Annotated in this window: 22 protein-coding genes, 1 tRNA gene and 1 pseudogene; 13 read left to right on the top strand and 11 right to left on the bottom strand. The window is 72.4% G+C overall.

Annotation, left to right across the window (positions count from 1 at the left end; translation table 11 throughout):
• Nucleotides 1-26 precede the first annotated feature (26 nt).
• Together ACSMTC_RS18440 and ACSMTC_RS18435 are read left to right on the top strand one after the other, a co-directional pair.
• Nucleotides 27-389, top strand: coding sequence for a winged helix-turn-helix transcriptional regulator (locus tag ACSMTC_RS18440; RefSeq protein WP_436560793.1), 363 nt, complete (start codon nt 27-29; stop codon nt 387-389).
• Nucleotides 390-474: 85 nt separating this feature from the next.
• Nucleotides 475-1,245, top strand: a complete 771-nt coding sequence (locus ACSMTC_RS18435) for an HAD hydrolase family protein (RefSeq protein ID WP_436560792.1) — start codon at nt 475-477, stop codon at nt 1,243-1,245.
• Nucleotides 1,246-1,260: 15 nt separating this feature from the next.
• Here ACSMTC_RS18435 and ACSMTC_RS18430 read toward each other — a convergent pair.
• Nucleotides 1,261-1,406, bottom strand: a pseudogene (locus ACSMTC_RS18430) (IS5/IS1182 family transposase); the annotation flags it as partial.
• Nucleotides 1,407-1,538: 132 nt separating this feature from the next.
• On the opposite strand from ACSMTC_RS18430, the gene ACSMTC_RS18425 reads away from it, so the two are divergent.
• Nucleotides 1,539-2,309: an SDR family NAD(P)-dependent oxidoreductase gene (locus ACSMTC_RS18425; RefSeq protein ID WP_436560791.1), complete on the top strand. Its 771-nt coding sequence runs from the start codon at nt 1,539-1,541 to the stop codon at nt 2,307-2,309.
• A 122-nt stretch (nt 2,310-2,431) separates the two neighbouring features.
• Here ACSMTC_RS18425 and ACSMTC_RS18420 read toward each other — a convergent pair whose 3' ends face one another.
• Nucleotides 2,432-2,926, bottom strand: coding sequence for a peptidylprolyl isomerase (locus tag ACSMTC_RS18420; protein WP_436560790.1), 495 nt, complete (start codon nt 2,924-2,926; stop codon nt 2,432-2,434).
• A gap of 176 nt (nt 2,927-3,102) precedes the next feature.
• Between ACSMTC_RS18420 and ACSMTC_RS18415 the strand changes: the two genes are divergently transcribed.
• The 5 genes from ACSMTC_RS18415 to ACSMTC_RS18395 all read left to right on the top strand — a co-directional run bounded on the left by ACSMTC_RS18415 (nt 3,103) and on the right by ACSMTC_RS18395 (nt 6,049).
• Nucleotides 3,103-3,531 carry a MerR family transcriptional regulator gene (locus tag ACSMTC_RS18415; RefSeq protein WP_436560789.1) on the top strand — a complete coding sequence of 143 codons (429 nt, stop codon included), beginning with the start codon at nt 3,103-3,105 and terminating at the stop codon, nt 3,529-3,531.
• A 3-nt stretch (nt 3,532-3,534) separates the two neighbouring features.
• A complete protein-coding gene (gene trxA, locus ACSMTC_RS18410) occupies nt 3,535-3,867 on the top strand; it encodes a thioredoxin (protein ID WP_436560788.1) in 333 nt (110 codons plus the stop codon).
• Nucleotides 3,868-3,971: 104 nt separating this feature from the next.
• The gene (locus ACSMTC_RS18405; RefSeq protein ID WP_436560787.1) at nt 3,972-4,397 is read left to right on the top strand and encodes a PPOX class F420-dependent oxidoreductase; all 426 of its coding nucleotides are present in this window, start codon (nt 3,972-3,974) and stop codon (nt 4,395-4,397) included.
• 184 nt (nt 4,398-4,581) lie between these two features.
• Nucleotides 4,582-5,181 (top strand): flavodoxin family protein, encoded by a 600-nt coding sequence (locus ACSMTC_RS18400; RefSeq protein ID WP_436560786.1) that lies wholly within the window; start codon nt 4,582-4,584, stop codon nt 5,179-5,181.
• A gap of 103 nt (nt 5,182-5,284) precedes the next feature.
• Nucleotides 5,285-6,049, top strand: a complete 765-nt coding sequence (locus ACSMTC_RS18395; RefSeq protein ID WP_436560785.1) for a MerR family transcriptional regulator — start codon at nt 5,285-5,287, stop codon at nt 6,047-6,049.
• Nucleotides 6,050-6,145: 96 nt separating this feature from the next.
• On the opposite strand, the gene ACSMTC_RS18390 is transcribed toward ACSMTC_RS18395, so the two are convergent.
• The 4 genes from ACSMTC_RS18390 to ACSMTC_RS18375 all read right to left on the bottom strand — a co-directional run bounded on the left by ACSMTC_RS18390 (nt 6,146) and on the right by ACSMTC_RS18375 (nt 11,645).
• The gene (locus ACSMTC_RS18390) at nt 6,146-7,135 is read right to left on the bottom strand and encodes a CAP domain-containing protein (RefSeq protein WP_436560784.1); all 990 of its coding nucleotides are present in this window, start codon (nt 7,133-7,135) and stop codon (nt 6,146-6,148) included.
• 120 nt (nt 7,136-7,255) lie between these two features.
• A complete protein-coding gene (locus ACSMTC_RS18385) occupies nt 7,256-8,296 on the bottom strand; it encodes a helix-turn-helix domain-containing protein (RefSeq protein WP_436560783.1) in 1,041 nt (346 codons plus the stop codon).
• Nucleotides 8,297-8,420: 124 nt separating this feature from the next.
• Nucleotides 8,421-9,932: an aminopeptidase P family protein gene (locus ACSMTC_RS18380; protein ID WP_436560782.1), complete on the bottom strand. Its 1,512-nt coding sequence runs from the start codon at nt 9,930-9,932 to the stop codon at nt 8,421-8,423.
• A 186-nt stretch (nt 9,933-10,118) separates the two neighbouring features.
• A complete protein-coding gene (locus ACSMTC_RS18375) occupies nt 10,119-11,645 on the bottom strand; it encodes a PP2C family protein-serine/threonine phosphatase (protein WP_436560781.1) in 1,527 nt (508 codons plus the stop codon).
• A 594-nt stretch (nt 11,646-12,239) separates the two neighbouring features.
• Between ACSMTC_RS18375 and ACSMTC_RS18370 the strand changes: the two genes are divergently transcribed.
• Entirely contained in the window at nt 12,240-12,980 is a 741-nt protein-coding gene (locus tag ACSMTC_RS18370; protein ID WP_436560780.1) for a bifunctional DNA primase/polymerase, read from the top strand.
• A 295-nt stretch (nt 12,981-13,275) separates the two neighbouring features.
• Here the strand turns inward: ACSMTC_RS18370 and ACSMTC_RS18365 are convergent, their stop codons facing one another.
• The 4 genes from ACSMTC_RS18365 to ACSMTC_RS18350 form a co-directional block, all read right to left on the bottom strand.
• Nucleotides 13,276-14,277, bottom strand: coding sequence for a DUF5926 family protein (locus tag ACSMTC_RS18365; protein ID WP_436560779.1), 1,002 nt, complete (start codon nt 14,275-14,277; stop codon nt 13,276-13,278).
• Nucleotides 14,278-14,442: 165 nt separating this feature from the next.
• Nucleotides 14,443-14,745 carry an ATP-binding protein gene (locus tag ACSMTC_RS18360; protein WP_436560778.1) on the bottom strand — a complete coding sequence of 101 codons (303 nt, stop codon included), beginning with the start codon at nt 14,743-14,745 and terminating at the stop codon, nt 14,443-14,445.
• 613 nt (nt 14,746-15,358) lie between these two features.
• Nucleotides 15,359-16,168, bottom strand: a complete 810-nt coding sequence (locus ACSMTC_RS18355) for a glycerophosphodiester phosphodiesterase (RefSeq protein ID WP_436560777.1) — start codon at nt 16,166-16,168, stop codon at nt 15,359-15,361.
• 170 nt (nt 16,169-16,338) lie between these two features.
• The gene (locus ACSMTC_RS18350; protein WP_436560776.1) at nt 16,339-17,706 is read right to left on the bottom strand and encodes a purine-cytosine permease family protein; all 1,368 of its coding nucleotides are present in this window, start codon (nt 17,704-17,706) and stop codon (nt 16,339-16,341) included.
• Nucleotides 17,707-18,092: 386 nt separating this feature from the next.
• On the opposite strand from ACSMTC_RS18350, the gene ACSMTC_RS18345 reads away from it, so the two are divergent.
• Both ACSMTC_RS18345 and ACSMTC_RS18340 read left to right on the top strand, forming a co-directional pair.
• The gene (locus ACSMTC_RS18345; RefSeq protein WP_436560775.1) at nt 18,093-19,763 is read left to right on the top strand and encodes a S1C family serine protease; all 1,671 of its coding nucleotides are present in this window, start codon (nt 18,093-18,095) and stop codon (nt 19,761-19,763) included.
• 96 nt (nt 19,764-19,859) lie between these two features.
• A tRNA-Ser gene (locus ACSMTC_RS18340) sits at nt 19,860-19,947 on the top strand.
• 100 nt (nt 19,948-20,047) lie between these two features.
• On the opposite strand, the gene ACSMTC_RS18335 is transcribed toward ACSMTC_RS18340, so the two are convergent.
• Nucleotides 20,048-20,791, bottom strand: a complete 744-nt coding sequence (locus ACSMTC_RS18335) for a GbsR/MarR family transcriptional regulator (protein WP_436560774.1) — start codon at nt 20,789-20,791, stop codon at nt 20,048-20,050.
• A 218-nt stretch (nt 20,792-21,009) separates the two neighbouring features.
• On the opposite strand from ACSMTC_RS18335, the gene ACSMTC_RS18330 reads away from it, so the two are divergent.
• A complete protein-coding gene (locus ACSMTC_RS18330) occupies nt 21,010-22,209 on the top strand; it encodes a serine hydrolase domain-containing protein (protein ID WP_436560773.1) in 1,200 nt (399 codons plus the stop codon).
• Nucleotides 22,210-22,555: 346 nt separating this feature from the next.
• Nucleotides 22,556-23,284, top strand: coding sequence for an HAD family hydrolase (locus ACSMTC_RS18325; RefSeq protein WP_436560772.1), 729 nt, complete (start codon nt 22,556-22,558; stop codon nt 23,282-23,284).
• Nucleotides 23,285-23,391: the final 107 nt, after the last annotated feature.

Raw genomic sequence — 23,391 nt, 5'->3', positions numbered from 1 at the left:
GAGCGAGCACGTCAGAGGGGTGGGGCATGACGACGCTGAACCGGCCGGGCACACCGGACGGCCACGTCTGCGGGATCGACGCCGCGATGGAGGTGATCGGTGGCAAGTGGAAGGTGCTGATCCTCTGGGCGCTCCATGAGCACCCCTGCCGCCGCTTCGGCGAGCTGCGTCGGCTGCTTCCGGGGATCACCGAGAAGGTGCTGGCCTCCCACCTGCGCGAGATGGAGGCGGACGGCATCGTGCACCGCGTCTCCTACGACGAGGTGCCGCCCCGCGTCGAGTACTCGCTGACCGAGGACGGCACGCGCCTCAACGACGCACTCCAGCCGCTGGCCGCCTGGGGACGCGAGCGGCCGACCGCCCGGCGACCGGAGGGGAAGGCGGGTTAGCTGTGCGTCGCCTGCCTGTGGGTAACTGTGGGGAGCCGCGCCCTCGGTGGGCGGCAGGACAGCGTCGGCTCGGTACCATCTCACGGTGATCATTGCCAGCGCCCGCACCACGGTCTTCGACATCGACGGCACGCTGTGCTTCGACGGGCGGACGATCGACAGCAGGATCATCGCCGCCATCGAGGACTGCGAACGTGCCGGCCACCGACTGGTCTTCGCCTCCGCCCGGCCGGTCCGCGACCTGCTGCCCGTCCTTGACGGGGCCTTCCCCACCGCCACGCTGATCGGCGGGAACGGCAGCCTCGTCTCGGTCGGCGGCCAGGTCCGGGCGCGTGCCGCGTTCGATGCCGGCGAACTCGACCAGCTGTTGGCAGCGGCCGAGCGGTTCCGGGCGGGCTACCTCGCCGACGGCCCCTGGGACTACGCCTACACCGGGCCGACCGACCACCCGATCCGCAGCCGTGTCGACCAGGACCGCCGAGCCCGCCGGGTCGAACTCGCCGATCTCCCCGCCGTCGTGAAGTTCCTCGTGGTCGAAGCGACCGACATGGCGGCCCTCGCCGAGGCCGGCCGCGTGCTCGGGATGACCGTCAACCACCACCTTGACGAGGGGATCATCGACTTCGCCCCGGGCACCACGAACAAGTGGGAGGCCCTGGTCTCGCTGGGGATCGACCAGTACAACGCCTTCGGTAACGACATCAACGACCTCGACCTGCTGCGCAACGCCCGGCACGGGGTCCGCGTCGGTGCCCACCCGGGCCTGGACGGCGTCGCCCGTGTCACCGTCGCCCCCGACCCGGATGCCGTCGCCGCCGAGATCTCCGCCCTGGCCGCGGTGACGCCCGCGGCGTGAGAGCCGCGCCGTCGGTCAGCCGCGAATCCGGATGAGGACGGCCGCAGGATGAAGCGCGGCTTGGCAGGCGACGGCGAGCTTGCCGGTGCGCATGGCCAGGCCACGCCACTGCTTTGAGCGCTGACGCATCGCTCGACCGCGTTCCGTTCCTTCGGCAGCTCCCGCAAGGCGAGCACGTTCGTGGCGGGCCCTGGGCCACGTCCAGCCGACTCCCGCTGTTTCTAACGCAGTTGGAGCGGCCCGGGTGAGAAGGTGGTACGCACTCGACCGATGGGCTGACGGGAGCGTGGCGGATGGCAGGCGGACGGATGCGGGGCAAGGCGGCGGTGGTGACCGGGGCGGCGTCCGGGATCGGGCGGGCGACGGCCCGGTTGTTCGCCGCCGAGGGCGCCGAGCTGGTGCTCACCGACGTGGACGGGGACGGCCTGGAGGCCCTGCGCGAGGAGCTGGCCGGGAAGGGCGCCGAGGTCCGGACGGTGGTCGGGGACGTGTCGGTGCCCGAGGACGCCCGCGAGATGATCACGGCCGCCGTCGAGGGGTTCGGGCGCATCGACACCCTGGTCGCCAACGCCGGGATCATCCCGTTGCGGACCGTCCTGGAGACCACCCCGGAGGACTGGGACCGGGTGATGTCCATCGACGGCCGGGGCATGTTCCTGACCTGCAAGTACGCGATCGAGGAGATGCTGCGGGCCGACGGCGGCGGCTCGATCGTCTGCCTCTCCTCCATCTCCGGGGTCGCCGGACAGCCGGCGCAGGCGGCGTACGGTCCGGCCAAGTTCGTCGCCACCGGGCTGACCAAGCACCTGGCGGTCGAGTGGGCGGCGAAGGGCATCCGGATCAACGCGGTGGCGCCCGGGACGATCAGGACCGAGCGGGTCCGGCAGTTGGTCCGTGAGGAGGGCGGCCCCGAGTACCTGGAGACGATGGAGAAGCTCCACCCGATGGGCCGGATCGGCGAGCCGGAGGAGGTGGCGGCGGCCATCCTGTTCCTGGCCTCCGACGAGGCGAGCTTCATCACCGGGGCGGTGCTGCCGGTGGACGGCGGTTACCTGGCCCGGTAAGCCCGGTAAGCCCGGTAAGCCCGGCAGGCCCCGGAGAGAGCCGGGCCGCCGAGCCGACCGCCCGCCGCCGGGAGTTCCGGTCGGCGGGCGGTTCGTGCCGGTCAGGCCGGCGCGGGCGGTGGTCAGGCCACGATGCCCGAGTCGGCGATGGTGACCTTCGCCTTGGTCGCGCCGCTCTGCGAGCCCAGCTTCTCGATGGCGGTCACCACGTCCATGCCCTCGACGACCTCGCCGAAGACGACGTGCTTGCCGTCCAGCCAGGAGGTGACGACGGTGGTGATGAAGAACTGGGAGCCGTTGGTGTTGCGGCCGGCGTTCGCCATGGAGAGCAGGCCGGGGCGGTCGTGCTTCTTCTGGAAGTTCTCGTCCGCGAACTTCTCGCCGTAGATGCTCTTGCCGCCGGTGCCGTTGCCGGCGGTGAAGTCGCCGCCCTGCAGCATGAACTGGGGGATGACGCGGTGGAACGAGGAGCCCTTGTAGCCGAAGCCGTGCTCGCCGGTGGCCAGCTCGCGGAAGTTCTTGGCGGTCTTGGGCACGACGTCGTCGTACAGCTTGAAGACGATCCGGCCGGCGGGCTGGTCGTTGACGGTGATGTCGAAGAAAACGTTGGAAGTCATGCCGTGATCATGGCATGGCACCTCGTCCGCCCGCCGCAGCGGTAGGGCTGTCCGGGCTCGGGTCGCGCTCCGACCGGCGCCATCGGGCCGCTTCGGGCGGTGCGGATCCGTCGGCGTGCTCCCGGGTGGTGCGGGGGCTGGCATTGACGTCAGGGGCAAGGTCTACCGTCGTCCCCATGCGGATCGGACAACTGGCGCAGAAGGCGGGCACCACGACGCGCACCCTGCGCTACTACGAGTCGCGCGGTCTGCTGCCGGCGCGGCGAAGTGGCAACGGCTACCGGGCGTACGGGGAGGAGGACCTGCGGCTGCTGCGCCAGATCAGGCTGCTGCAGGACTTCGGCTTCGAGCTGGAGGACACCAGGCCGTTCGTGGAGTGCCTGCGAGCGGGCCACCCGGCCGGGGACTCCTGTCCGGCCTCGCTGGAGGTCTACCGCAGCAAGCTGGCCGAGCTGGACCAGTGCATCGCCCGGCTCCAGGAGGTCCGCGACCAGGTGGGCGCCCAGCTCGCCAGGGCGGAGCTGGAGGCGCAGGCCGCGCAGCCGGGCGGTCCGAAGCCGCAGTGTGAGCTCAGTGAGCGTCCGATCGAACCAGAGGGGAACTGAACCATGGTGCAGGCAACGGGAGTCGACGCGGTCACCGACCAGAGCTTCGCCGCCGAGGTGCTGGAGTCCGAGCTGCCGGTGCTGGTGGACTTCACCGCCGACTGGTGCCCGCCCTGCCGGATGATCGCGCCGGTGCTGGCGGAGGTCGCCCGGGAGGAGGCGGACCGGCTGAAGGTCGTCCAGCTGGACGTGGACGCCAACCCGGAGACCCAGGCGGCGTACGGGGTGATGTCGATGCCCACGCTGATGGTCTTCCGGGGCGGGCAGCCGGTGAAGAGCATGATCGGCGCACGGGCGAAGGCGAAGCTGCTGCGTGAGCTGTCCGAGGTGATCTGACGGGCGTCGGCGGGCGGCCCGGGTGTCGACCGATCGGTCGACCGGGCGGAGGCGCCGGGCGGGTTGCCCCGCCCGGCGGGGCGGCCTGGGCCAGCATGGGCCGCATGCCTCAGATGACCGAATCCCAGTGGCGGGCCTTCGTGTCCGCCGGTACCCGTACCGCCAAGCTGGCCACCACCAGGGCCGACGGCAGCCCGCACGTGGCGCCGATCTGGTTCCTGCTGGACGGCGACGACCTCGTGTTCAACACCGGCCGGGACACCGTCAAGGGCCGCAACCTGGCCCGTGACGGCCGGGTGATGCTCTGTGTGGACGACGAGCGGCCGCCGTTCTCCTTCGTCGCGCTCCGGGGGACGGCGACGCTCGGCGAGGACCTGTCCGAGGTACGCGAGTGGGCCGGACGGATCGGCGCGCGCTACATGGGGGAGGACCGGCGGGAGGAGCTCGCGGCCCGCAACGGGGTACCGGGTGAACTGCTGGTCCGGGTCAGGATCGACCACGTCATCGCGGTGGCCGAGCTGGCCGAGTGAGCGTCGTGTCGGGGTGACGGTCCGAGCGGGCGGGCCGGGGAAGAACGGGGCGGGCGGGGCCGGGGAAGAACGGGGCGGGCGGGGCCGGGGAAGAACGGGGCGGGCGGGGCCGGGGAGGAGCGGGGCGGCGGGCCGGGGTGAAAACCCGGGGAGTGGGCCGGAGCATGATCGATACGATCACCCGATGAGCGATCTCAGCACTCCGGACCGCACCCCGGCCGGGAGCACCGACCCGACGACCCGCAGATTCCTCTTCGTACTCGGCAGCAGCCGTCGCGACGGCAACGCCGAACTGCTCGCCAGGCTCGCCGCCGAGCAGCTCCCCGCCGAGGTGCGGCAGCGCTGGATCCGCCTCGACGACCTGGACCTGCCGGCCTTCGAGGACCTCCGCCACGACGGCGACGGCACCTACCCCCGGCCCACCGGCGACCTCGGGGACCTGCTGGACGCCACCCTCGACGCCACCGACCTGGTGATCGTCTCACCGCTCTACTGGTACTCGGTGTCCGCCAGCACCAAGCTCTACCTGGACCACTGGTCCGGCTGGCTGGCCGTACCCGGCCTGGACTTCAAGCGGCGGATGGCCGGCCTCACGTTCTGGGGCGTCACCTCGCACGCCGCCGTGCGCTCCGGCGCCGACCCGCTGATCGGGACCCTGGAGCACTGCGCCGGGTACTTCGGCGCGGGCTGGGGCGGTGTCCTGCTCGGTCAGGCCAACCGCCCCGGCGACATCGTCGACGACGCCGAGGCCGTGCTCGCCGCGAAGTCCTTCTTCGCCGGATAGTGCCCGAGGCCCGGGGCGCCGGCCCGGGCGCCTCGGCCTTCCGGGTTGACCCTCACGCAACGTGAGGCGGCAGGCTGGAGCCAGCGAGGAGGGAGCGGACCCGATGAGCACGTACTCGGTGGGACAGGTGGCGGCGATCGCCAAGGTGACCGTGAGGACCCTGCACCACTACGACAAGATCGGACTGCTGTCGCCCGGCGGCCGCACCCCGGCCGGCTACCGCCGGTACGAGGACGCGGACCTCGACCGGCTGCAGCAGATCCTCTTCTACCGCGAACTCGGCTTCTCCCTCGAAGAGATCGCGGACATCCTGGACGACGACTCGGTCAGCCCGACCGAGCACCTGCGCCGTCAGCACCAGCTGATCACCACGCGGATCGGGCAGCTCCAGGAAATGGCCGCAGCCGTCGAACAGGCCATGGAGGCAAGAAGGATGGGCATACAGCTGACGCCCGAGGAGAAGTTCGAGGTCTTCGGCGCCGAATACCAGGAGAGCTGGGAGACCGAGGCCGAGGAGCGCTGGGGCCACACCGACGCCTGGAAGCAGTCCCAGCAGCGCACCGGCCAGTACGGCAAGGCCGACTGGCAGCGCATCCAGGCGGACATGGAGTCGCTCAACTCCCGTCTGGTGGAGGGGTTCCGGTCCGGCGCCGCCGCCGACAGCGCGGAGGCCATGGAGCTCGCCGAGGCCCACCGCCGGCACATCTGCGACAACTTCTACGACTGCACCTACGAGATCCACCGGGGCATCGCTGGGATATACGTCTGCGACCCCCGGTTCACCGCCACCTACGAGAAGCTCGCCACCGGCCTGGCCCAGTGGCTCCACGACGCCATGATCGCCAACGCCGACGCCCACCAGGCGTAGCCTCCGCCGCCCGCGGGTGAGGCGGCGGCGAGGGGCGCCAGACCGGTGTTGACCACGGCGGCGGACCCGCCGCCGTGGTCAACACCTGCCCAGGGCTCAGCCGTTGCCGAACTCGTGGACGCCCCACCAGCCGCTCTCGTCGTGGTAGATGCCGACGCCTATCTCGGTGTACGCGGGGTTGATCTGGGCCAGGTAGTGGGGGAGGTGGTTGCGCCACATGTCCTGGAACTTCACCGCGGCCTGCTCGGCGGTCATCGAGGGGTCGCCCCACATCACGATGCACTCCCCGGTGAGGGTGCGGTGCGCGGTGCGGCTGGGGCCCGCGCCGGAGGCGTTGGCGGAGTGGGCGAAGCCGGTCTCGCGCATGTGCTTCGCCCACTGGGTGGCGAAGGCGGCGAGATCGGAAGCGGGCTTCAGCGCCGGGACCCCGGCCATCGCGCGCTCCTTGTTGATCAGCTGCAGTGAGATGGCCTCGGCGTCGGCCACGGACTGCGAGGCGGGCCAGTTCCCGCTCACGGTGGGCGCTTTCGCGGGCGGACCGCTGGGCGTGGCGGACTTGACCGACGTGCTGCGGTCACCCTGCTGGTCCTGAGCTGATCCGCCCGTGGTGGCGGCCCGTTCGTCCACGGAGGCGGCGCCGCCCTTCGCGGCCGCGGAGCCGGACCGCTTCGCGGAGTCCTGGGCGGCGGCCGAGGAGCCGGCGGGGCTGGGAGCCGCGGTGGCGCTGAGGCTCGGGCTCGCCGAGGCGGCGGCGGTGGGCGTCGCCCCGGTGGCCGTGCCCGAGGGGGCGTCCGAGGGAGCGGCCGAGGGCGTGCCGAGGACCGGTGCGGGGGCAGCGGAGCTCGGGAGTGCGGCGGCGGCCTGCGACCGCGGAGCGCTGCCGCCGGAGAAGGAGAGGACGCCGTAGCCGGCACCCGCGGCGGCGACGACGAGCGCGGCCGCCCCGGCCATGGTGGCGATCCTGCGAGTCCGTCCGGTGGCGCCCGAGGCCGCCCGACGGCGGTCGCGCCTGCGGGCCGGGCCTCCGGCACGCCTGTGCCCCTCCTGGGAGGGCGCCGTCACCACGGTCTCGAAGTCGCTGCTCATGGCCTACCTAGCGTCAGGGTCGGGTACCAACGCCTGGGAGATCCGCCAGCCGGGCCGGGATAACGGAAAACGGCCGGATGTGCGCAGTGATCTGGGCCTCACCGGCCCGCCGGGTGGGGACTACGCGACGCCGCGGCCGAAGGCGCGGCGGTACGCCGTGGGTGAGGTGCGCATGGTGCGGCCGAAGTGGTGGCGGAAGGTGGCGGCGCTCTCGAAGCCGACGGCGGCGGCGATCTCCTCGACCGTGCCGCCGGGGGATTCGAGCAGCGGCAGGCTGGCGGCGATGCGCTGGGCGACGACCCAGCGCATCGGGCTGGTCCCGTTGCGCGCGGTGAAGTGCCGCAGGTAGGAGCGGTCCGACATCCGGGCCTGCCGGGCGAGCAGCGGCACGGTCAGCGGCCCGGACAGATGGTCCAGCGCCCACCGCATGGAACGGGCGATCCCGTCGCCCTCCTCCTCGACCGGTCCGACCGCCGCCTCGATGAACTGGGCCTGTCCGCCGTCCCGGTGGGGCGGTACGACGAAGCGGCGGGCGACGGCGTTGGCGACCTTGGCACCGTGGTCCCGGCGGACCAGGTGCAGGCAGAGGTCGATCCCGGCGGCACTGTCCGCGCTGGTGAGCACGTCGCCGTCGTCCACGTAGAGCACGTCCGGGTCGACCTCGACCAGCGGGTGGCGCTGCTGCAGCAGCCGGGCGTACCGCCAGTGGGTGGTGGCCGTGCGGTGGTCGAGCAGTCCGGCGGCGGCCAGGGCGAAGGCACCGCCGCAGATGGAGACGGTCCGGGCACCGCGTCGGTGGGCCCTGCGGAGGGCGGCGACCAGACCGGGCGGGACCTCGCCGCCGAACACGTCGGGTACCCCGACCACGATCACGGTGTCGGCGGCGGCCAGCTCGTCCAGCCCGTACCGGGCGGTGATCGAGAAGCCGCCGACCGCCTCGAGCGGTGTCCCCGGCCGGTCGGAGCAGACCCTGAGCGCGTACCAGGGGGCCGTCAGCAGCCCGGCGAGCTCGGGCCGGTCGAGGCCGAACACCTCGACCACCACGCCGAGTTCGAACGGTGTCATGCCGTCGAAGGCGTACACCGCGACGGTGTGGACGGGCTCCGGCCGGCGCCCGATCGCCACCGCGACCGGACCGCCCGTGGCCTGCTGCGCGGACATGTCCGACCCCTTCCTCGCCGGCGGCGGAGTTCCGGCGAGCGTAGTGGTTCACGCCCGGGCCCCGGGTGCGCGGACGGGGGCGTGGGGAGAACCGAGTGCGGCTCGCCCCACGCCCCCGGGCGGCTCAGGCGGAGAAGCCCGCCATCCAGGCCTCGACCTCGTCGGAGCGGCGGGGCAGGCCGGCCGAGAGGTTCTCGTTGCCGTCGGCGGTGACCAGGATGTCGTCCTCGATCCGGACGCCGATGCCGCGGTACTCCTCGGGGACGGTCAGGTCGTCCTCCTGGAAGTACAGGCCGGGCTCGACGGTCAGCACCATGCCGGGCTGGAGCAGCGCGTCCACGTGCTCCTCACGGCGGGAGACCGCGCAGTCGTGCACGTCCAGGCCGAGCATGTGCCCGGTGCCGTGCAGGGTCCAGCGGCGCTGCAGACCGAGCTCGATGACCTTCTCGACGTCGTAGGCGGAGGAGTCGAGCAGGCCCCAGGCGAGCAGGTGCTCGGCCAGGACGCGCTGCGAGGCCTCGTGGAAGTCGCGGAACCGGGCGCCCGGCCGGACGGCCGCGATGCCCGCCTCCTGGGCGGCGTACACGGCGTCGTAGATCCTGCGCTGCAGCTCGTTGAAGCGGCCGTTGATCGGGAGGGTGCGGGTGACGTCGGCGGTGTAGAGGGTGCGGGTCTCCACGCCGGCGTCCAGCAGCAGGAGTTCGCCGGGGCGGACCTCGCCGTCGTTGCGGACCCAGTGCAGGGTGGTGGCGTGCGGGCCGGCAGCGCAGATCGAGCCGTAGCCCACGTCGTTGCCCTCGACCCGGGCACGGCGCCAGAAGGTGCCCTCGATCCAGCGCTCGGAGGTGGCCACGGCCTGGCCCAGCTCCCGCACCGCGTCGGTGAAGCCCTTGACGGTGGCGGTGCAGGCGTCGCGCAGCTGGCCGATCTCCCACTCGTCCTTGACCAGGCGCAGACCGCTCAGGAAGACCTTCAGCTCGTCGTCCTTGCCGGCGTCCAGCACCTCGGCCAGCGCGGCCTCCAGGCCGGCGTCGTAGCCGCGCACGATCCGGGTCGGGACACCGTCGGTGGCGGCGGCCGCCAGCTCCCCGGCAGCCTCGCGGACGTCCCGCGCGGGCAGCCCGAGCAGCGCCTCGGCCTCGGTGAGGCTGTGACGGCGGCCGACCCACAGCTCGCCGTTGCCGTCCAGCCAGAACTCGCCGTTCTCGCGGTTGGAGCGGGGCAGCAGGTAGAGGTGGAAGTCGTGGCCGCTCTCGCCGGCCGGCTCGGCGACCAGGACCGCGTCCTCGGTCTGGTCACCGGTGAGGTGCACGTACTCGCTGGCGGGACGGAAGCCGTAGTCGGTGTCGTTGGAGCGGGTCTTCAGGTTGCCCGCCGGGATCACCAGGCGCTCGCCGGGGTAGGCGGCGGAGAGCCTGGCACGCCGCTCGGCGGCGTACGGGGCCTGCTCGACCGGCTGCAGGTCGCGCAGCTCGGTGTCGGCCCAGCCGGACTTCATCGACGCGGCGAGCTCGTCGGAGATCTCACCGTAGAGGCCGTTCTTCCGGCCCTGGACGGGCTGCTCGGTGGCTTCCTGGCCGCCGTCGGCAGCGCCCTCGGGGTTCTCCGCTGCCGCCGGGGTGCGGTCCTCGGTCACGTACGTCGCCTCCTCGCGAGTGGTACCGCCCCGGACGCGTCGGATCGCGACACGCGTGGGCGTGCGTCCCATGGTACGTAGGCCCAGGTGAACAGCTGCGCGGGCCGTCGGGACCTCCCGTACGCACCGGGACACCGACCCCGGCGGGCCGGCCGGGCACCCGCCCGGAGAGCCGCCGGGACGGGCTCACTCGAAGCGCGCCGCCAGCAGGACCACGTCGTCCACGGCGAGGGCGCCCTCGGGCGGCGGACAGATGTCGAGCAGGTGGGCGCAGAAGCGCTCCGGGGAGAGGCGGACGTCGCGCGGGGCGTCGGCCGCGGCCCGCCGCAGCGCGGCCTGCCCGGCGTGCAGCGTGGGCCCGAAGCGCCGGGCCAGCCCCTCGGTGTAGAGCAGCAGCAGGTCCCCGCGCTCGGCGTCGAGCTCCACCCCGGGCGCCTCCCAGCAGGCGAGCATGCCGAGCGGTGCGGAGAGCGAGGTCTCGACGAAGTTGGCGCCGTACCGGGTGACCAGGACCGGCGGGCAGTTCCCGGCCCCGGCCAGGGTGATCCGCCGATCCTCGGGCTGGACCCAGGCGTAGACGGCGGTGGCGGTGCGCGCGGGTTCGGTGGTCTTGAGCAGCAGCTCCAGGTCGCCGAGCACCGAGACCGGGTCCTCGCCCTCCAGTACCGCGTAGGCCCGCAGCGCGGACCGCACCCTGCTCATCGCCGCCGCCGCTCCGGGGGCGGAGGAGGGCCCGGCCCCCGGGCCGTCGCCCGAGACGCTGCCGACGGTGATGCCGAGGGTGCCGTCGGGCAGCGCGATGGCGTCGTACCAGTCGCTGCCCGCGGAGCTGCCGGCCAGTCTGCCGGTGGTGGCGTCGGCGGCGCGGTCGAGTTCGGCGGTGACGCAGCGGGCGGCGAGCCGCAGCCCGGGGACGGTGGGCAGCCGGTCGGGCAGCAGACCGCGGCGCAGCGCCTCGGTGGCCCGGCGGGCGCGGTCCGCCTCCAGCTGCTTGGCCACCAGCGGTGCGGCGAACTCGCAGTACAGCTGGGCCAGCTGCTGCCGCCGCTCGTCGGGTTCGGCGGGTTCGTCGTAGAACCAGACGGCGGCGCCGAGCGGTCCGTCCTGCTCGGTGGCGAGCGGCAGCGCGTAGCAGGCGCCGAGGCCGAGCTGTCCGGCGACCTCGCGGAAGCGCGGGCCGACGGAGGGGTCGGCGGCGAGGTCGGTGACCAGCAGCCGGCCCGGGCTGCCGGGGTGGCTGAGCAGTCCGGCGAACGGGCCGTGTTCGGCGGGGACGGTCTCCAGCGCGCCGAGGCTGGCCCCGTCCAGGCCCAGGCCCACCGGGCGGCCGGAGCCCGGGACGGTGGTGGTGATCAGCCCTCGGTGGGCGCCGAGCAGGTCAGCGCCGGAGTCGAGCACGGCGGTCAGGGTGGCGGTGAGCCCGCGGGCGGCGGCGAGCCGGGCGGTGTGCTCGTAGAGCGCGGTGAAATCGGACAGCCATCCGGTCAAACGGTCCTGCAGCTCAGGCGCGTTGGGGACGGCGGCCATCGGATCGCCGCCGGTGAGAGCGGTGAACGCCGGTCCCGCGGCGGCGTGCTCCGCCAGGGCCCGGTCCCCGCGGCCGCATTCGGCCCCGAGGGCGAGCAGGCCCGGCCCCGGCTCCGGTACGGCTTCCGGACCGGCCGGGCCGGCGGGCCCCGGCAGCGGCAGGTCGAGCGGCTTGGCATCGGTCATTCCGCCCCAACTCCCCACAGACTGGTGTGTGTCACGCAGGACTCCCAGGAGCGCACAGAAGGACAGCGGCACACAAAAGGATCGCACCGCGCAAATGGACTGCTACGTCACTACTCGGCACCAATCCACCACTTGTACACAGGCCGATCGGGGCATGTCCAGAATCGGTGCGCGCCCGGATGCCGGCGCCGTGCCCGCCGGTACCGGAGTGGCGCCCGGTGCGAGGGCCGGGCGGCGGCCCGGATCGTAGGCCGCGGCCTCCCGCGATCCGGCACGGTGGCAACCGACTCACCCGTACGGTGGAACCGTCGCGCGCTCATCGACGTCCGTCCAGTCGGATGCGGGATTCTCGATGCCAGGGGCTGACCCGGGGCGCGTCTGTACGTTCGAGTCCCGGGCGTGAAGCCACGCCGTGACAGACAAGATGACGGTTCGTCAGTTCGAATGTCCCGAACGGTCAGGGCGGCCAGTGCAGTTCGAATCGGCCGATGTGGTCCGAGTGGTCCGATCGCACCGGCCGGGAGCCCGACAGCTGTGTCTGCGCCGGGGCCGGTCGCGCCGGAGCCGGACGGTCACGGAAAGGAGCGAGTGCTCATGCAAGGTACGAGCCCCCGGCTGACGTGGCGGGGCTGGCGCCCCCAGGACCGGACCGCCCAGGGCACGCGCCGGTCGCGCCCCCGGTGGCCGGGTCGCAACTGGCTGCGCTGGCCCGGGAGTCGGCGGCGCCGGCGGAACGCGCTGCTGCGCACCGCGCTCGCGGCGGCCGGGCGCGGCTGGCCGGTGCTGCCCGGCGCGTACGCCGTGCCCGGACTGCTCGGGCCGTGCTCCTGCGACGACCCGGGCTGCCCGGTGCCGGGGGCGCACCCGCACGACCCGCCGCTGCTGGCGGCCAGCGCCGATGCGCGGATGGTGAGTTGGTGGTGGCGCGAGCGCAGCCCGGACGCGCCGGTGCTGCTCGCCACCGGGCGGGAGGTGTGCGCGGTGAGCCTCCCGGCGGAGGCCGGACGGCGGGCGCTGGACTACTTCGACCTGCTCGGACTGCCGATCGGTCCGGTGCTGGCGAGCCGGCGGCGGTACGTCCTGCTGGTGGCCCCGTACACGCTGGAGGGGCTCGGCGGAGTGCTCGCGGACCTGCCCTGGGTGCCCGGGTCGCTGCGCTTCCACGGGCCGGACGGCTATCTGCTGCTGCCGCCCTCGCGCAGCGACGCCGGTTCGGCGCGCTGGATCAGGCCGCCGGGCGGGGACATGCCGGTGCTTCCCCAAGTCGAGCTGCTGCTGGGCGGGTTGATCGCGGCGAGCAGGGCCGCTCCGGGCGGCAGCCGACTGGCCTTCTGAGTGCGGCCGTCAAGGGTGTCGTGCAATTCCGCCTACGGATCGTTCTCGCGGCTTGCCTTCTTGCGCCGTACTTCCCGCTCCCCGGCGGAGCCGGTCGGAAGTCGGGAAAATGGAAGATCCGGCCGCTGGCGACGGGGGATGCACCAGCGGCCGGACTGTTTAAATGGTAACAAAGATCCGCGTCCGCGCCAATTTGTCCACGGGATGTCCACGAGGGGTTCCACCTGGCAATTTCCCGAAACGCGAAGGAAATGTGACGCGAGTCACTGAATCCTTCCGGCGGGCCGGCGGAGCGTCAGTTGAGCGTCACCTGGCGGTTCACCAGGTTGGCCCGGGCCCGGCGCTCGTCGGCGGTCAGCGGGGCGGCATCGGCCGAGGCCAGCGCGGCGAGGGTGTCCGCGAGGCGCTCGGCGAACTCGGCGGCGGGCTTCTCGCAGTCGTCGGCGGTCATCGTCGACGGCAGGTCCCAGACCGGCACGGTGAGGCCGTGCGCGCGGAACGAGCCGACCAGGCGGGTGTCCTGGCCGAGCGAGGCGCGGTCGGCCGCGCTCAGCCGGGCGAGCGCGTCCAGCAGCCGCTCCTCGGGGACGGTCATCACCCAGCGCAGGTGGTTCTTGTCGGCGGCGGCGCACCAGTACGCGGAGTCCACCGAGGCCAGCTTCTCGGTCGGGATCGCCGAGGCGTTGGCGCGCTCCAGCGAGGCGGCGACCTCGCCGGTGGCGTTCGCGGCGTCCTCCAGCCAGAACTCGAAGCCGGTGAACACGGTCGGGGTGAACTCGGCGTTCACGTCCAGCAGTTCCTGCAGGCGGCGGCCGCCGGGGGTGGTCCGGCGGGCGGGCACCGGGGTGCCGGGCTCGGTCGCCAGGGCCAGCTCCAGGGCGTCGGCCAGGTCGCGGCTCAGGTCGCCGGAGGCGGACTGGGTCTGCAGACCGATCAGGATCGAGCCGTCCTGGCGGCGCAGCGCGGGCCAGGCCAGCGGCAGCACGGTCGCCAGGGTCACCGAGGGCACCTCGCCGACCGCGAGCGCCCTGGCCTCGGCGGTCAGCGTCAGCGGGGCGGTCGCGGCCGGGACCAGCTCGCGCAGCGCGACCCAGTCCGCCTCGCCCGGCAGGCCCTCGAACGGGCGGTGGACCAGCTCCTGCACCGCGTGCGCGGCCTCCCGGCCGTGGCAGGCCTTGTAACGGCGGCCCGACCCGCACGGGCAGTCCTCCCGGGCGCCGACGACGGGGATCTCCCCCGTGCTCACGGCGGTGGACGGACGGCGCTGCGGCGACTTCTTCGCGGCCTTCTTGGCCATGGTGCGGCTCTCCCGGAAACTGGCGACGACTTGCTCCCGCGCAGCCTAGCTCCAGGAAAGCGGCCGAGTGCTCTCTTCAGGACGCGGTGGCAGCCCTTTCGGGAGCGGCGGTGAGCTCCCGGGGGCGTGCCCCGGGCGGTGCCACGCGGCCCCGGCCCCGGGCGCTCACGCGCTCCTGGCGCTCGCCGTGTGCCGTACCCGGGTGGGGAGCAGGGCCCAGACCGTCACCTGGCCGGGGGCGTCGCGGACTCCCCAGTCGCTCGCCAACTGCCCGACGATGCTCAGGCCGCGGCCGCCGCGCGAGGTCATCGAGGGCCGGGCCGGCAGCGGCCGGGTGGCCGCACCGCCGTCCGTCACCTCGAGGCCGAGCAGGCCGTCCTCGTACAGCTGCCAGCGCACCAGAATGCCGCCGCCGTCGCCCAGATCGGGATCGAGCAGATCGGCGAGGGCCGAAGTCGCCGAGTTCACGGAAGTCCCCGAAACCTCCGAAGCCCCCGAACTCTCCTGGCTCTCCGAGGCATCGCCGAGCACCGCGAGAAGTGGCAGCGGACGCGCGTATCGACAGGAATTGCTGAGCAGTTCGGAAAGGATCAGCACAGCATCGTCAATCACCGCGTCCGGTATCTCGCGGTCTTTGAGATCACGCCGCAGCCGCCGCCGGGCGACCGCGACACTGGCGGGCCCGTGCGGTACGGCCATGGTCGATGAAGTGGGACCGGACTTGACAAGCACAGCGTGCGCGACCATCAACGCCACCCCCGGACCTCCTTCAGCGTTCGCCGAGGGATGGATGCCCCCTTGGAATCCATCGGAAACGACCACTCCACGATCCCGGCCGGACATTTCCAAGTGCCGCAACTCACGGTACGCAAATGGTGATTACCTGCTCACACACTGTTGTGAAAGCGTATGGAATTCGCCAACGCGCTTGCGTCGAGCCCTGTTTGCGCTGTCCTTTGCGCCCCGCTTCACGCCCGCGTACACCAATTCGCCCGCCACCGTCCGGCCCGCTCGCGCCCGGCCATCGCAGCCGGGCCGTCGCCCGCGGCGGGTGGCCGCCATGGAGCCCGCCGGGGGGCCGTCAGCGGCCCAGTTGGGCCAGTACCTCGCGCGGACGGTTGGTGATGAGCGCCTCCACGCCGAGCTCCAGGCAGTACTCGACGTCCGCCGGATCGTCCACGGTCCACACGTGCACCCGCTGTCCGGCCCGCCGAAGGGCCGGTACCAGACCGGGATCGGCGCGGATCAGCTCGATGCCGGGGCCCGCGATCCGGGCGCCGCCGGGCAGCCTCCCGGTCCGGCCGAGCAGCGGCAGTCGGCGCTCCGCCAGGTAGACGGTGGGAATGGCCGGTGCGGAGCGGCGGATCCGGCGCAGCGAGAGCTCGGAGAAGCTCATCACCCGGACCGAGGATTCGGCGGACATCGCGGGCAGCAGCCCGTAGTGGCCCAGCATGCGCAGCAGTTCGGTCTCGGTCCTGCCGCCGTGCCGGGTGGGGTGCTTGGTCTCGATCGCCAGCTCGATCCGCCGGCCGGCGTCGGCGACCAGTTCCAGCAGCCCGGCCAGGGTGAGGACGGGGCTGGGCTCGGGTGCCTCGGGGGACTTCCAGGAGCCGAAGTCCAGCCGGGAGAGCTCGGCCAGCGTCATCGCGGACACCGTGCCCTGCCCGTCGGAGGTGCGCCCGACCGTGCGGTCGTGGACGCAGACCAGCTGTCCGTCGGCGGTCAGCCGTACGTCGCACTCCAGGCCGTCGGCGCCTTCCTCGATCGCCCGGCGGTAGGCGGCGAGGGTGTGCTCGGGGAGGGCGGCGGAGGAACCCCGGTGCGCGATGACCCGGACGGCCGTGCGGTCGATGGTTCCTGGTGCCGTCGCTGAGAGGTTCCGGGTTTCCACGGCACCAACCCTACGAGGCCCGAGGTGAGCCGGAACCATCGGCACGGGGAACTCACGGTGAAGAAAAGCCGGCGGCGGAGGAGAAAGGGCGGAAAAGGGAATCCGCCCCGGGCCGGAGCCGGGGGCGGATTCGCGTCCGGAAAGAGCGCCTCGGGGGCGGCCGGGACCGGTCAGCCGGCCGCCCGGTCCCGGCCGGCCAGGGTCAGCAGCCAGGTGGCCAGCGCCGGCACCAGGAAGGCGAACAGCGAGGCCGAGCTCCACTCCTGCGGCGTGAAGTGCACCGCGGACTGCAGGCCGGTCCACAGGTCGGTCCACCAGCCGGCGATCGGCGTCGGGGCCAGGAACTGGTAGACCGCGAAGCCGAGCAGCCACGGCGCCAGCATCAGCCAGCGGGCCGGGGCGTCCCGGTCGAGGTTCCAGCCGCGGCGGCCGACGCCGAAGAAGTAGTCCACCGCGAGCACCGCCAGCAGCGGCAGGAACACCGAGCCGATCAGCCCGAGGAAGTTGAAGTACGAGTCCGTGAACTCCCGGATCCGCAGCGCCAGCACGGTGACCAGCACGCCGATCCCGCCGGTCAGCAGGCGGCGGTCCACCCGGGGGAACAGGTTGTGGACGGACATCGCGGTCGAGTACACGTTGGCGAAGGACTGGTCGGTCTCGCGCAGCACCAGCACCAGCAGGAAGAGCCAGCCGGCCGTGACCCCGGTGAACGAGGAGAAGATCTTCGAGGGGTCGCCGTCGGACTGCAGCAGTGCGATCAGACCCACCACGTAGCACCACACCTGGGCCAGCGTGTAGCCGGAGAAGGTGCCCCAGTACGCACCCGAGGAGGTGCGCGAGTGCCGGGTGTAGTCGGCGGCCATCGGGACGAAGGAGATCGAGACGGCGATGATCGCGTCGGTCGCGCGCAGGAAGCCGTTCCAGTTGCCCGAGCCCGGGTCGGGGAAGCCCTGGCGGGCCAGCTGGACGGTGAAGTACACCATCGCCACACCCACCGCCGCCGCGATGTACCTGCGCAGTACCGCGATCGAACCCAGCGGCCAGATGGTCAGCGTGGTGGTGACCACACCCGCCAGCAGCACGAACAGCCAGCGCCAGCCGTCCGTTCCGGCCACCGCCTGCGCGCCCATCGCGATCACCATGAGCTCGTAGACGCCCCAGCCGATGCACTGGGCGATGTTCAGCACCGTCGGCAGGTACGAGAGCTTCGTGCCGAACAGCCCGCGCAGCGAGGCCATCGCCGGGGCGCCCGTCCGCGCGCCGATCAGCGCGGCCACGCCGAGCATCGCGGTACCGATCACCGTGCCCGCCACGACCGCCGTCACGGACGCCGCGAAGGAGAGCTCGGAACCGGCGGTGCCGAGCACGGTGGCCGCGCCGCTGAAGCCCATCAGGCTGACGCCGAGGTTGGCCCAGAGCGCGAACTGGTCGCGGAAGCCGAGCGTGCGAGGCGGTGCGGTGTCCAGTGTCAGCGGCGCCTCGGGGCGCTCGGAGACGGTCGTGGACGCGTCAGAGGGCGGTACAGAGACAGCCGACATGGCCAGTGCTCCCTACGCCGGCATTACCCGGACAGGTTCGAGCGGTCTGCGCCCCCTCGACCGCGTCGCCGGTGCGAATGGCGTACGGTCCGATCAGCGCACTCTCAGCCTGGACGGTCCAAGCTCCCGCGTGTCAGTTTTGGAGCCGCCAGGGTAACCGCAGGTCGTCCGAACCCCCAAGGCCGCGGGGCGGCCGTACGGATCCGCCGACGGCCGGTACACCCGGTCGGCGGGACCGGCCGGCGGGACCGGACGGGGGGACCTGTCGAGGGCATGTCGGGAGTACTTAAGGATTCTCACGAGTTCTTCAGAAGGCTCCTTACGGCAACTGAATCCGTGATGCGAAAAACTATGGGCCAAGGTCCTGTCAGTTATGGAGGTCGTCCGTGAGCACCGAGCACGCGAGTGGGTCCACCGGGCCGGAGGAGGAGCGCTCCTCCGACGGTCAGGGGGCGGTGGGTCCGGCTCATGACCGCGCGTCGGCTGATGCCGCACCGGTCGTCGAGTCCGCGCCGACGGTCGCCCTCACCAAGCTGAGCGGGGCGGCGGCCGCTGAGCCCGCCCCGGCCGCTGCCGCTTCGGGCGAGGCTCCGGCCCCCGCCTATCTGGACGCGCCGCCACCGGCCGCTCCGAGCTACCTGGACGCCCCGCCGCCGGCCGCCCCCGCTGCGCCGAGCTACCTGGACGCGCCGCCGCCGGCCGCCCAGGCCGCAGGGCCGGCCGCTGCCGAGAACCCGTACGCGGCGCCCTCGGCCCAGGCCGGGCAGAGCGCCCCGCCGCAGGCCGCCGCGTTCGCCGCCGAGGGGCAGCCGCACCACCCGTTCGGCGCCGGGCAGCCGCTCGGCGGCTGGGGCACGCCCCCGGCCGGTCCGGGTGAGCCCGGTGCTCCCGGCTACCCGGGCGACTTCGGCGGCCCGACGCCGCCGCGGGCCCGCAAGCGCGGCGGCCTGGTCGGCCTGGTCGCGGCGGTCGCCCTGGTGGCGGGCCTGGTGGGCGGCGCGATCGGCGCCACCGTCAACAGCGCCTCCAGCAACTCCGCCTACTCCGGCGCCAGCCACACCAGCACCACCGTCCAGGCCGGCGACAAGACCGTCGACCGGGCCCCCGACTCCATCGCGGGGATCGCCGCCAAGGCGCTGCCCAGCGTGGTCACCATCAAGGCCCAGGGCTCGCAGGAGTCCGGCACCGGCACCGGTTTCGTCTACGACACCGAGGGCCACATCCTCACCAACAACCATGTGGTCGCCCCGGCGGCCAACGGCGGCAAGCTGACGGTCAAGTTCTCCGACGGCTCCGCGTACAGCGCCTCGGTGGTCGGCCGTGCCCAGGGCTACGACGTGGCCGTGATCCGGCTCGACAACCCGCCGAAGGAGAAGCTGGTCCCGCTCCCGCTCGGCGACTCGGACAAGGTCGCGGTCGGTGACGCCACCATCGCCATCGGCGCGCCGTACGGCCTGGAGGGCACCGTCACCACCGGCATCGTCAGCGCCAAGGACCGCCCGGTGGCCTCCGGCGACGACACCGGCGCACAGTCGTCCTACATGAACGCGCTGCAGACCGACGCCTCGATCAACCCGGGCAACTCCGGCGGACCGCTGCTCAACAGCTCCGGCGCGGTGATCGGCATCAACTCGGCGATCCAGTCCAACACCGGCGGCTCCAACGGCCGGGCGGGCAGCATCGGCCTCGGCTTCGCCATCCCGATCAACCAGGCCAGCCGGGTCGCCCAGGACCTGATCAAGACCGGCACCCCGGTCTACGCGATCCTCGGCGTCCTGCGCAACGACGACTACAAGGGCGACGGCGCCCAGATCCAGACCGGTCCCGTCCAGGGCACCCCGGCCGTCACCCCCGGCGGCCCCGCCGACCAGGCCGGCCTCAAGGCGGGCGACGTCATCACCAAGCTGGGCGGCCACCCGATCGACAGCTCCCCGACCCTGGTCAGCGAGATCTGGACCTACAAGCCCGGCGACAAGGTCAGCGTCGAGTACACCAGGGACGGCAAGACCAACAAGACCACCGTCACCCTCGGCGAGCGCAAGGGCGACACTCCCTGACCCTTCCACCCTTGACCCTTCCACCCCTGGAAAGCGCCCACTCCGGAAAAGCATGTGCACCGAACCCCTCCGGACCCGTTAGGCTGACCTCCGCCAGGAGGGTTGCCCGAGCGGCCTAAGGGAACAGTCTTGAAAACTGTCGTGGCGTGACCCGTCACCGTGGGTTCAAATCCCACACCCTCCGCACGTGGGGATCACCCCAGCTCAGGGCGGGTACCGGCTGATCGCCGGTGCCCGCCCTTCGCTGTGCCACGGTGTCCCACCCTTGTGCCGGGCGCCGCTGGTCACCGCGGCATCGTCCGGGGCGCCGCCCCGGAGTGCGCCGCCTCTTCGTCCCGCCGTCGCTGCACGGCGCGGACGATGTCCGCTCCGGTGTCCTCCAGGAAGGCCGCCGCCGCGCGCAGCCTGGCCCCGGCCGGGGTGGCCGCGCCGAGCAGGCCGGCCCCATTGCGCGTGAACTCCGCGAGTATCGCGTTGCGTTGGGCGCTCGCCAGCAGTGACCGGTACCAGACGTCGTCGTCGATGACGTACCGCTCGCGGCGACCGTCCTCGTCCCGCTCGCGCCGCACCAGCTCCTGGCCCTCCAGGTAGCCGATCGCCTTGGAGACCGACGCGGGGCTCACCCCGAGCCGCCGCACCAGGTCGGCCGCGGTCAGGCTGCCGCTGTCAGTGACGTAGAGACAGGCGAGCACCCGGGCCACCATGCGTGGCAGGCCGAGGTGCACCAGCAGCTCGGCGAGCTGCGTCGCGAACTCCTCCACCGCGGCCGGATCGCGCCCGTCCGCCGTGCCCGCGCCGCCGTCGGACGTCCGAGGCGGTCCCGCCTTGCGCCGCCGGGAACGCCGTGCGGTGGCGTGCTGCGCACTGTCCGCCCGGTAGCCGGACGGGCCGCCGTTGCGGGCGATCTCGCGGGTGACCGTCGACGTCGGGCGCGCGAGCTGGCGGGCGATCTCCCCGTAGCCGAGCCCCTCGGTGAGTCCGGCGGCGATCTTGCGGCGGTCTTCCTGGGTCAGCCTGGCACCCGGCATGAACGCTCCTCTCTCCGCGGCCGAGTATGCGTTCACCGCGAGCCCATTGCAACAAGCGAGAGCATCTATTGCATTCACCGGCAGGCTCATTGCAAGGATTGACCCCAATTCACCTGGCATTTCATGCCACTTGGGCATCTCACCCGTTGATGACTATGTGAATTCCGGCCTAGTCTCTTCACGCAACGCGAAACCAGACCGCGACCAGGGGGACCACCATGAAGATCACCGTCCGCGCCGCCCTCACCACCGTGCTCACCGGCGCCCTGCTGGCGAGTGCTCCGGCGGCCGTCGCCGAGGACCGCACACGCCACGGCGAGCACGCGGGCGTCCAGTCGGTGCTCGACCGCGCGGTCTCCGAGGCCGGCCTGCCGGGGGCCATGGCCGAGGTCCGAAACGGCGACTCGACGTGGTTCGGGCAGGCCGGCGCCGCCGACCTGAACACCGGACGCGAGCTCGCGCCGCAGGACCGGTTCCGGATCGGCAGCACCACCAAGACCTTCGTCGCCACCGTCATCCTCCAACTGGAGGCCGAGCACCGGCTCAGCCTGGACGACAGCGTCGAGCACTGGCTGCCCGGTCTGGTGGACGGCAACGGCTACGACGGCTCCAGGATCACGATCCGTCAGCTGCTGGACCACACCAGCGGCATCCACAACTTCGCCATGACGCAGCTCGCAGAGGACGAGTTCGTCGGCCAGCCGTTCCTGCGGCACCGGTTCGACAGCTTCACCCCGCGTCAGCTGGTGGAGATCGCCATCGCCTACAAGCCGACGTTCGCCCCGGGGGCCGGCTGGGAGTACTCCGACACCAACTACCTGCTCGCCGGGATGATCGTGGAGCAGGCCACCGGCCACGGCCTGGCGCAGGAGATCGCCCAGCGGATCACCAAGCCGCTGCACCTGAAGAGCACCTACGAACCGACCGGTGACGACACGCGCATCCACGGCCCGCACGGCCGCCTCTACTCCAAGCTGATGGTGCCGGGCGACACCACTCCCAGCTACGACGTGACCGAGCAGAACCCCTCCTTGGGCTTCGGCTCCGGCGACATGATCTCCACCAACGGCGACCTCGGCACCTTCTTCCGCGCGCTGCTCGAAGGCCGGCTGCTGCCGCCCGCCCAGCAGGGCGAGATGTTCACCATGCTGGACCCGCAGGGCGGCTGGATCGACAAGTCCCACTACGGCCTGGGCGTCGCCTCGATGGATCTCTCCTGCGGCACGGTGTGGGGCATGGGCGGTGCGATCGACGGTTCCTGGTCCTACACCTTCGGCACCCGCGACGGCCGCCACATCCTCTCGACCGAGGTGAACGGCGACTGGGCCAACGGCAGTTGGAAGACCCCGATCGGCGTCTTCACCGCCGAGCTGGAGGCGGAGTTCTGCAAGCCCGCGCCGACCGCCGCCACCTCCTGAACCGGCCACTCGCTCGGCGCCGGCTGCCGGACGACGCAGGCGCGAGTGCCGCCCACGGAGATGCTCTCCAAAACTGTCGTGGCGCGACCCGTCGCCATGGGTTCAAGTCCCACACCCTCCGCGCGTGGGCGTAGTCCCAGCTCAGGGCGGGTGCCGGCACCCGCCCTTCGCGTTCCCGCAGCACGCCGGTCGATCAGTGGCCAGATTCCGTACAGCGCAGCGGAGTTCACCGTGCCGGTCCGCGGGGACGGGCGGAGGCGATCCCCACGTAACTTGTGTCCCAACAGTTGATCTCCGCCGCAGCTTCCCCTCTACCATGGGCGCAGACCTGAGGGGGGACTGCACCATGACGGGACCGCTGAGCCGGCTCAAGGCCGCCGCCGTGAACATCGACGGCGTGATGCTGAACGACACCTTCAGCCCGGTGATCCACCGCTTCATCACCAGCCGGGGCGGCGAGTACTCGGCCGAGACCGAGCGCCGGATCTTCTCCCAGCGGCAGGCCGATGCCGCCGTGGTGATCGCCGAGGCCGCCGGGCTGGACTGGTCACCGGAGCGGGTACTGGAGGCCTATTTCCAGGAGCGGGACGAGTACCTGGAGCGGGATCCGAACCGGGTGCTGGACGGTGCCGTCCAGCTGGTCGAGCGGCTGCGCGGGCTCGGGCTGCGCACGGTCTGCTACGGCGGCCTGGACCGCTCCCACTTCGACCGCCATCTCGGCGCGCACGCCGGGCTGTTCGACGAGCCCGGGTACGTCTGCACCAATGACTTCCGCCCCGGGGTCACGGAGATCGTGACCGAGGTGTTCGGCCTCGGCCACGACGAGGTGCTCTTCATCGACGACGTGGCCCGGGTGGCCGAGCACGCCAGGCCGCTGGGCGTCCCGTTCATCGGCCACCCCTCGGACTTCGAGCACGGCCACCAGCGGCAGTTGATGCGGGAGGCCGGGGTGCGGCACATCGTGGACTCGCTCGACGCCATCGACGAGTCGCTGGTGCGCATACTGGACGCGGCGGCCGAGGCCGGCCTGCTCTGGAGCGCGCGGACCGGGCAGACCGAGCCGGCCCTGTCCTGAGCCCGGGGCCCGGTCGGACGAACGGCCCCAACTCCCCTGGAACAGTAGTGAACCAGGCCCCGCGGAGCCCCTTCCCGTGATGTGATCGGCGGTATGACCACCCACGC

Source organism: Kitasatospora sp. HPM-01-4 (genome assembly GCF_051374625.1).
Classification (GTDB): domain Bacteria; phylum Actinomycetota; class Actinomycetes; order Streptomycetales; family Streptomycetaceae; genus Kitasatospora.
The sequence above is the reverse complement of the archived record's forward strand: the minus strand, read 5'-3'. Positions and strand labels throughout refer to the sequence as shown.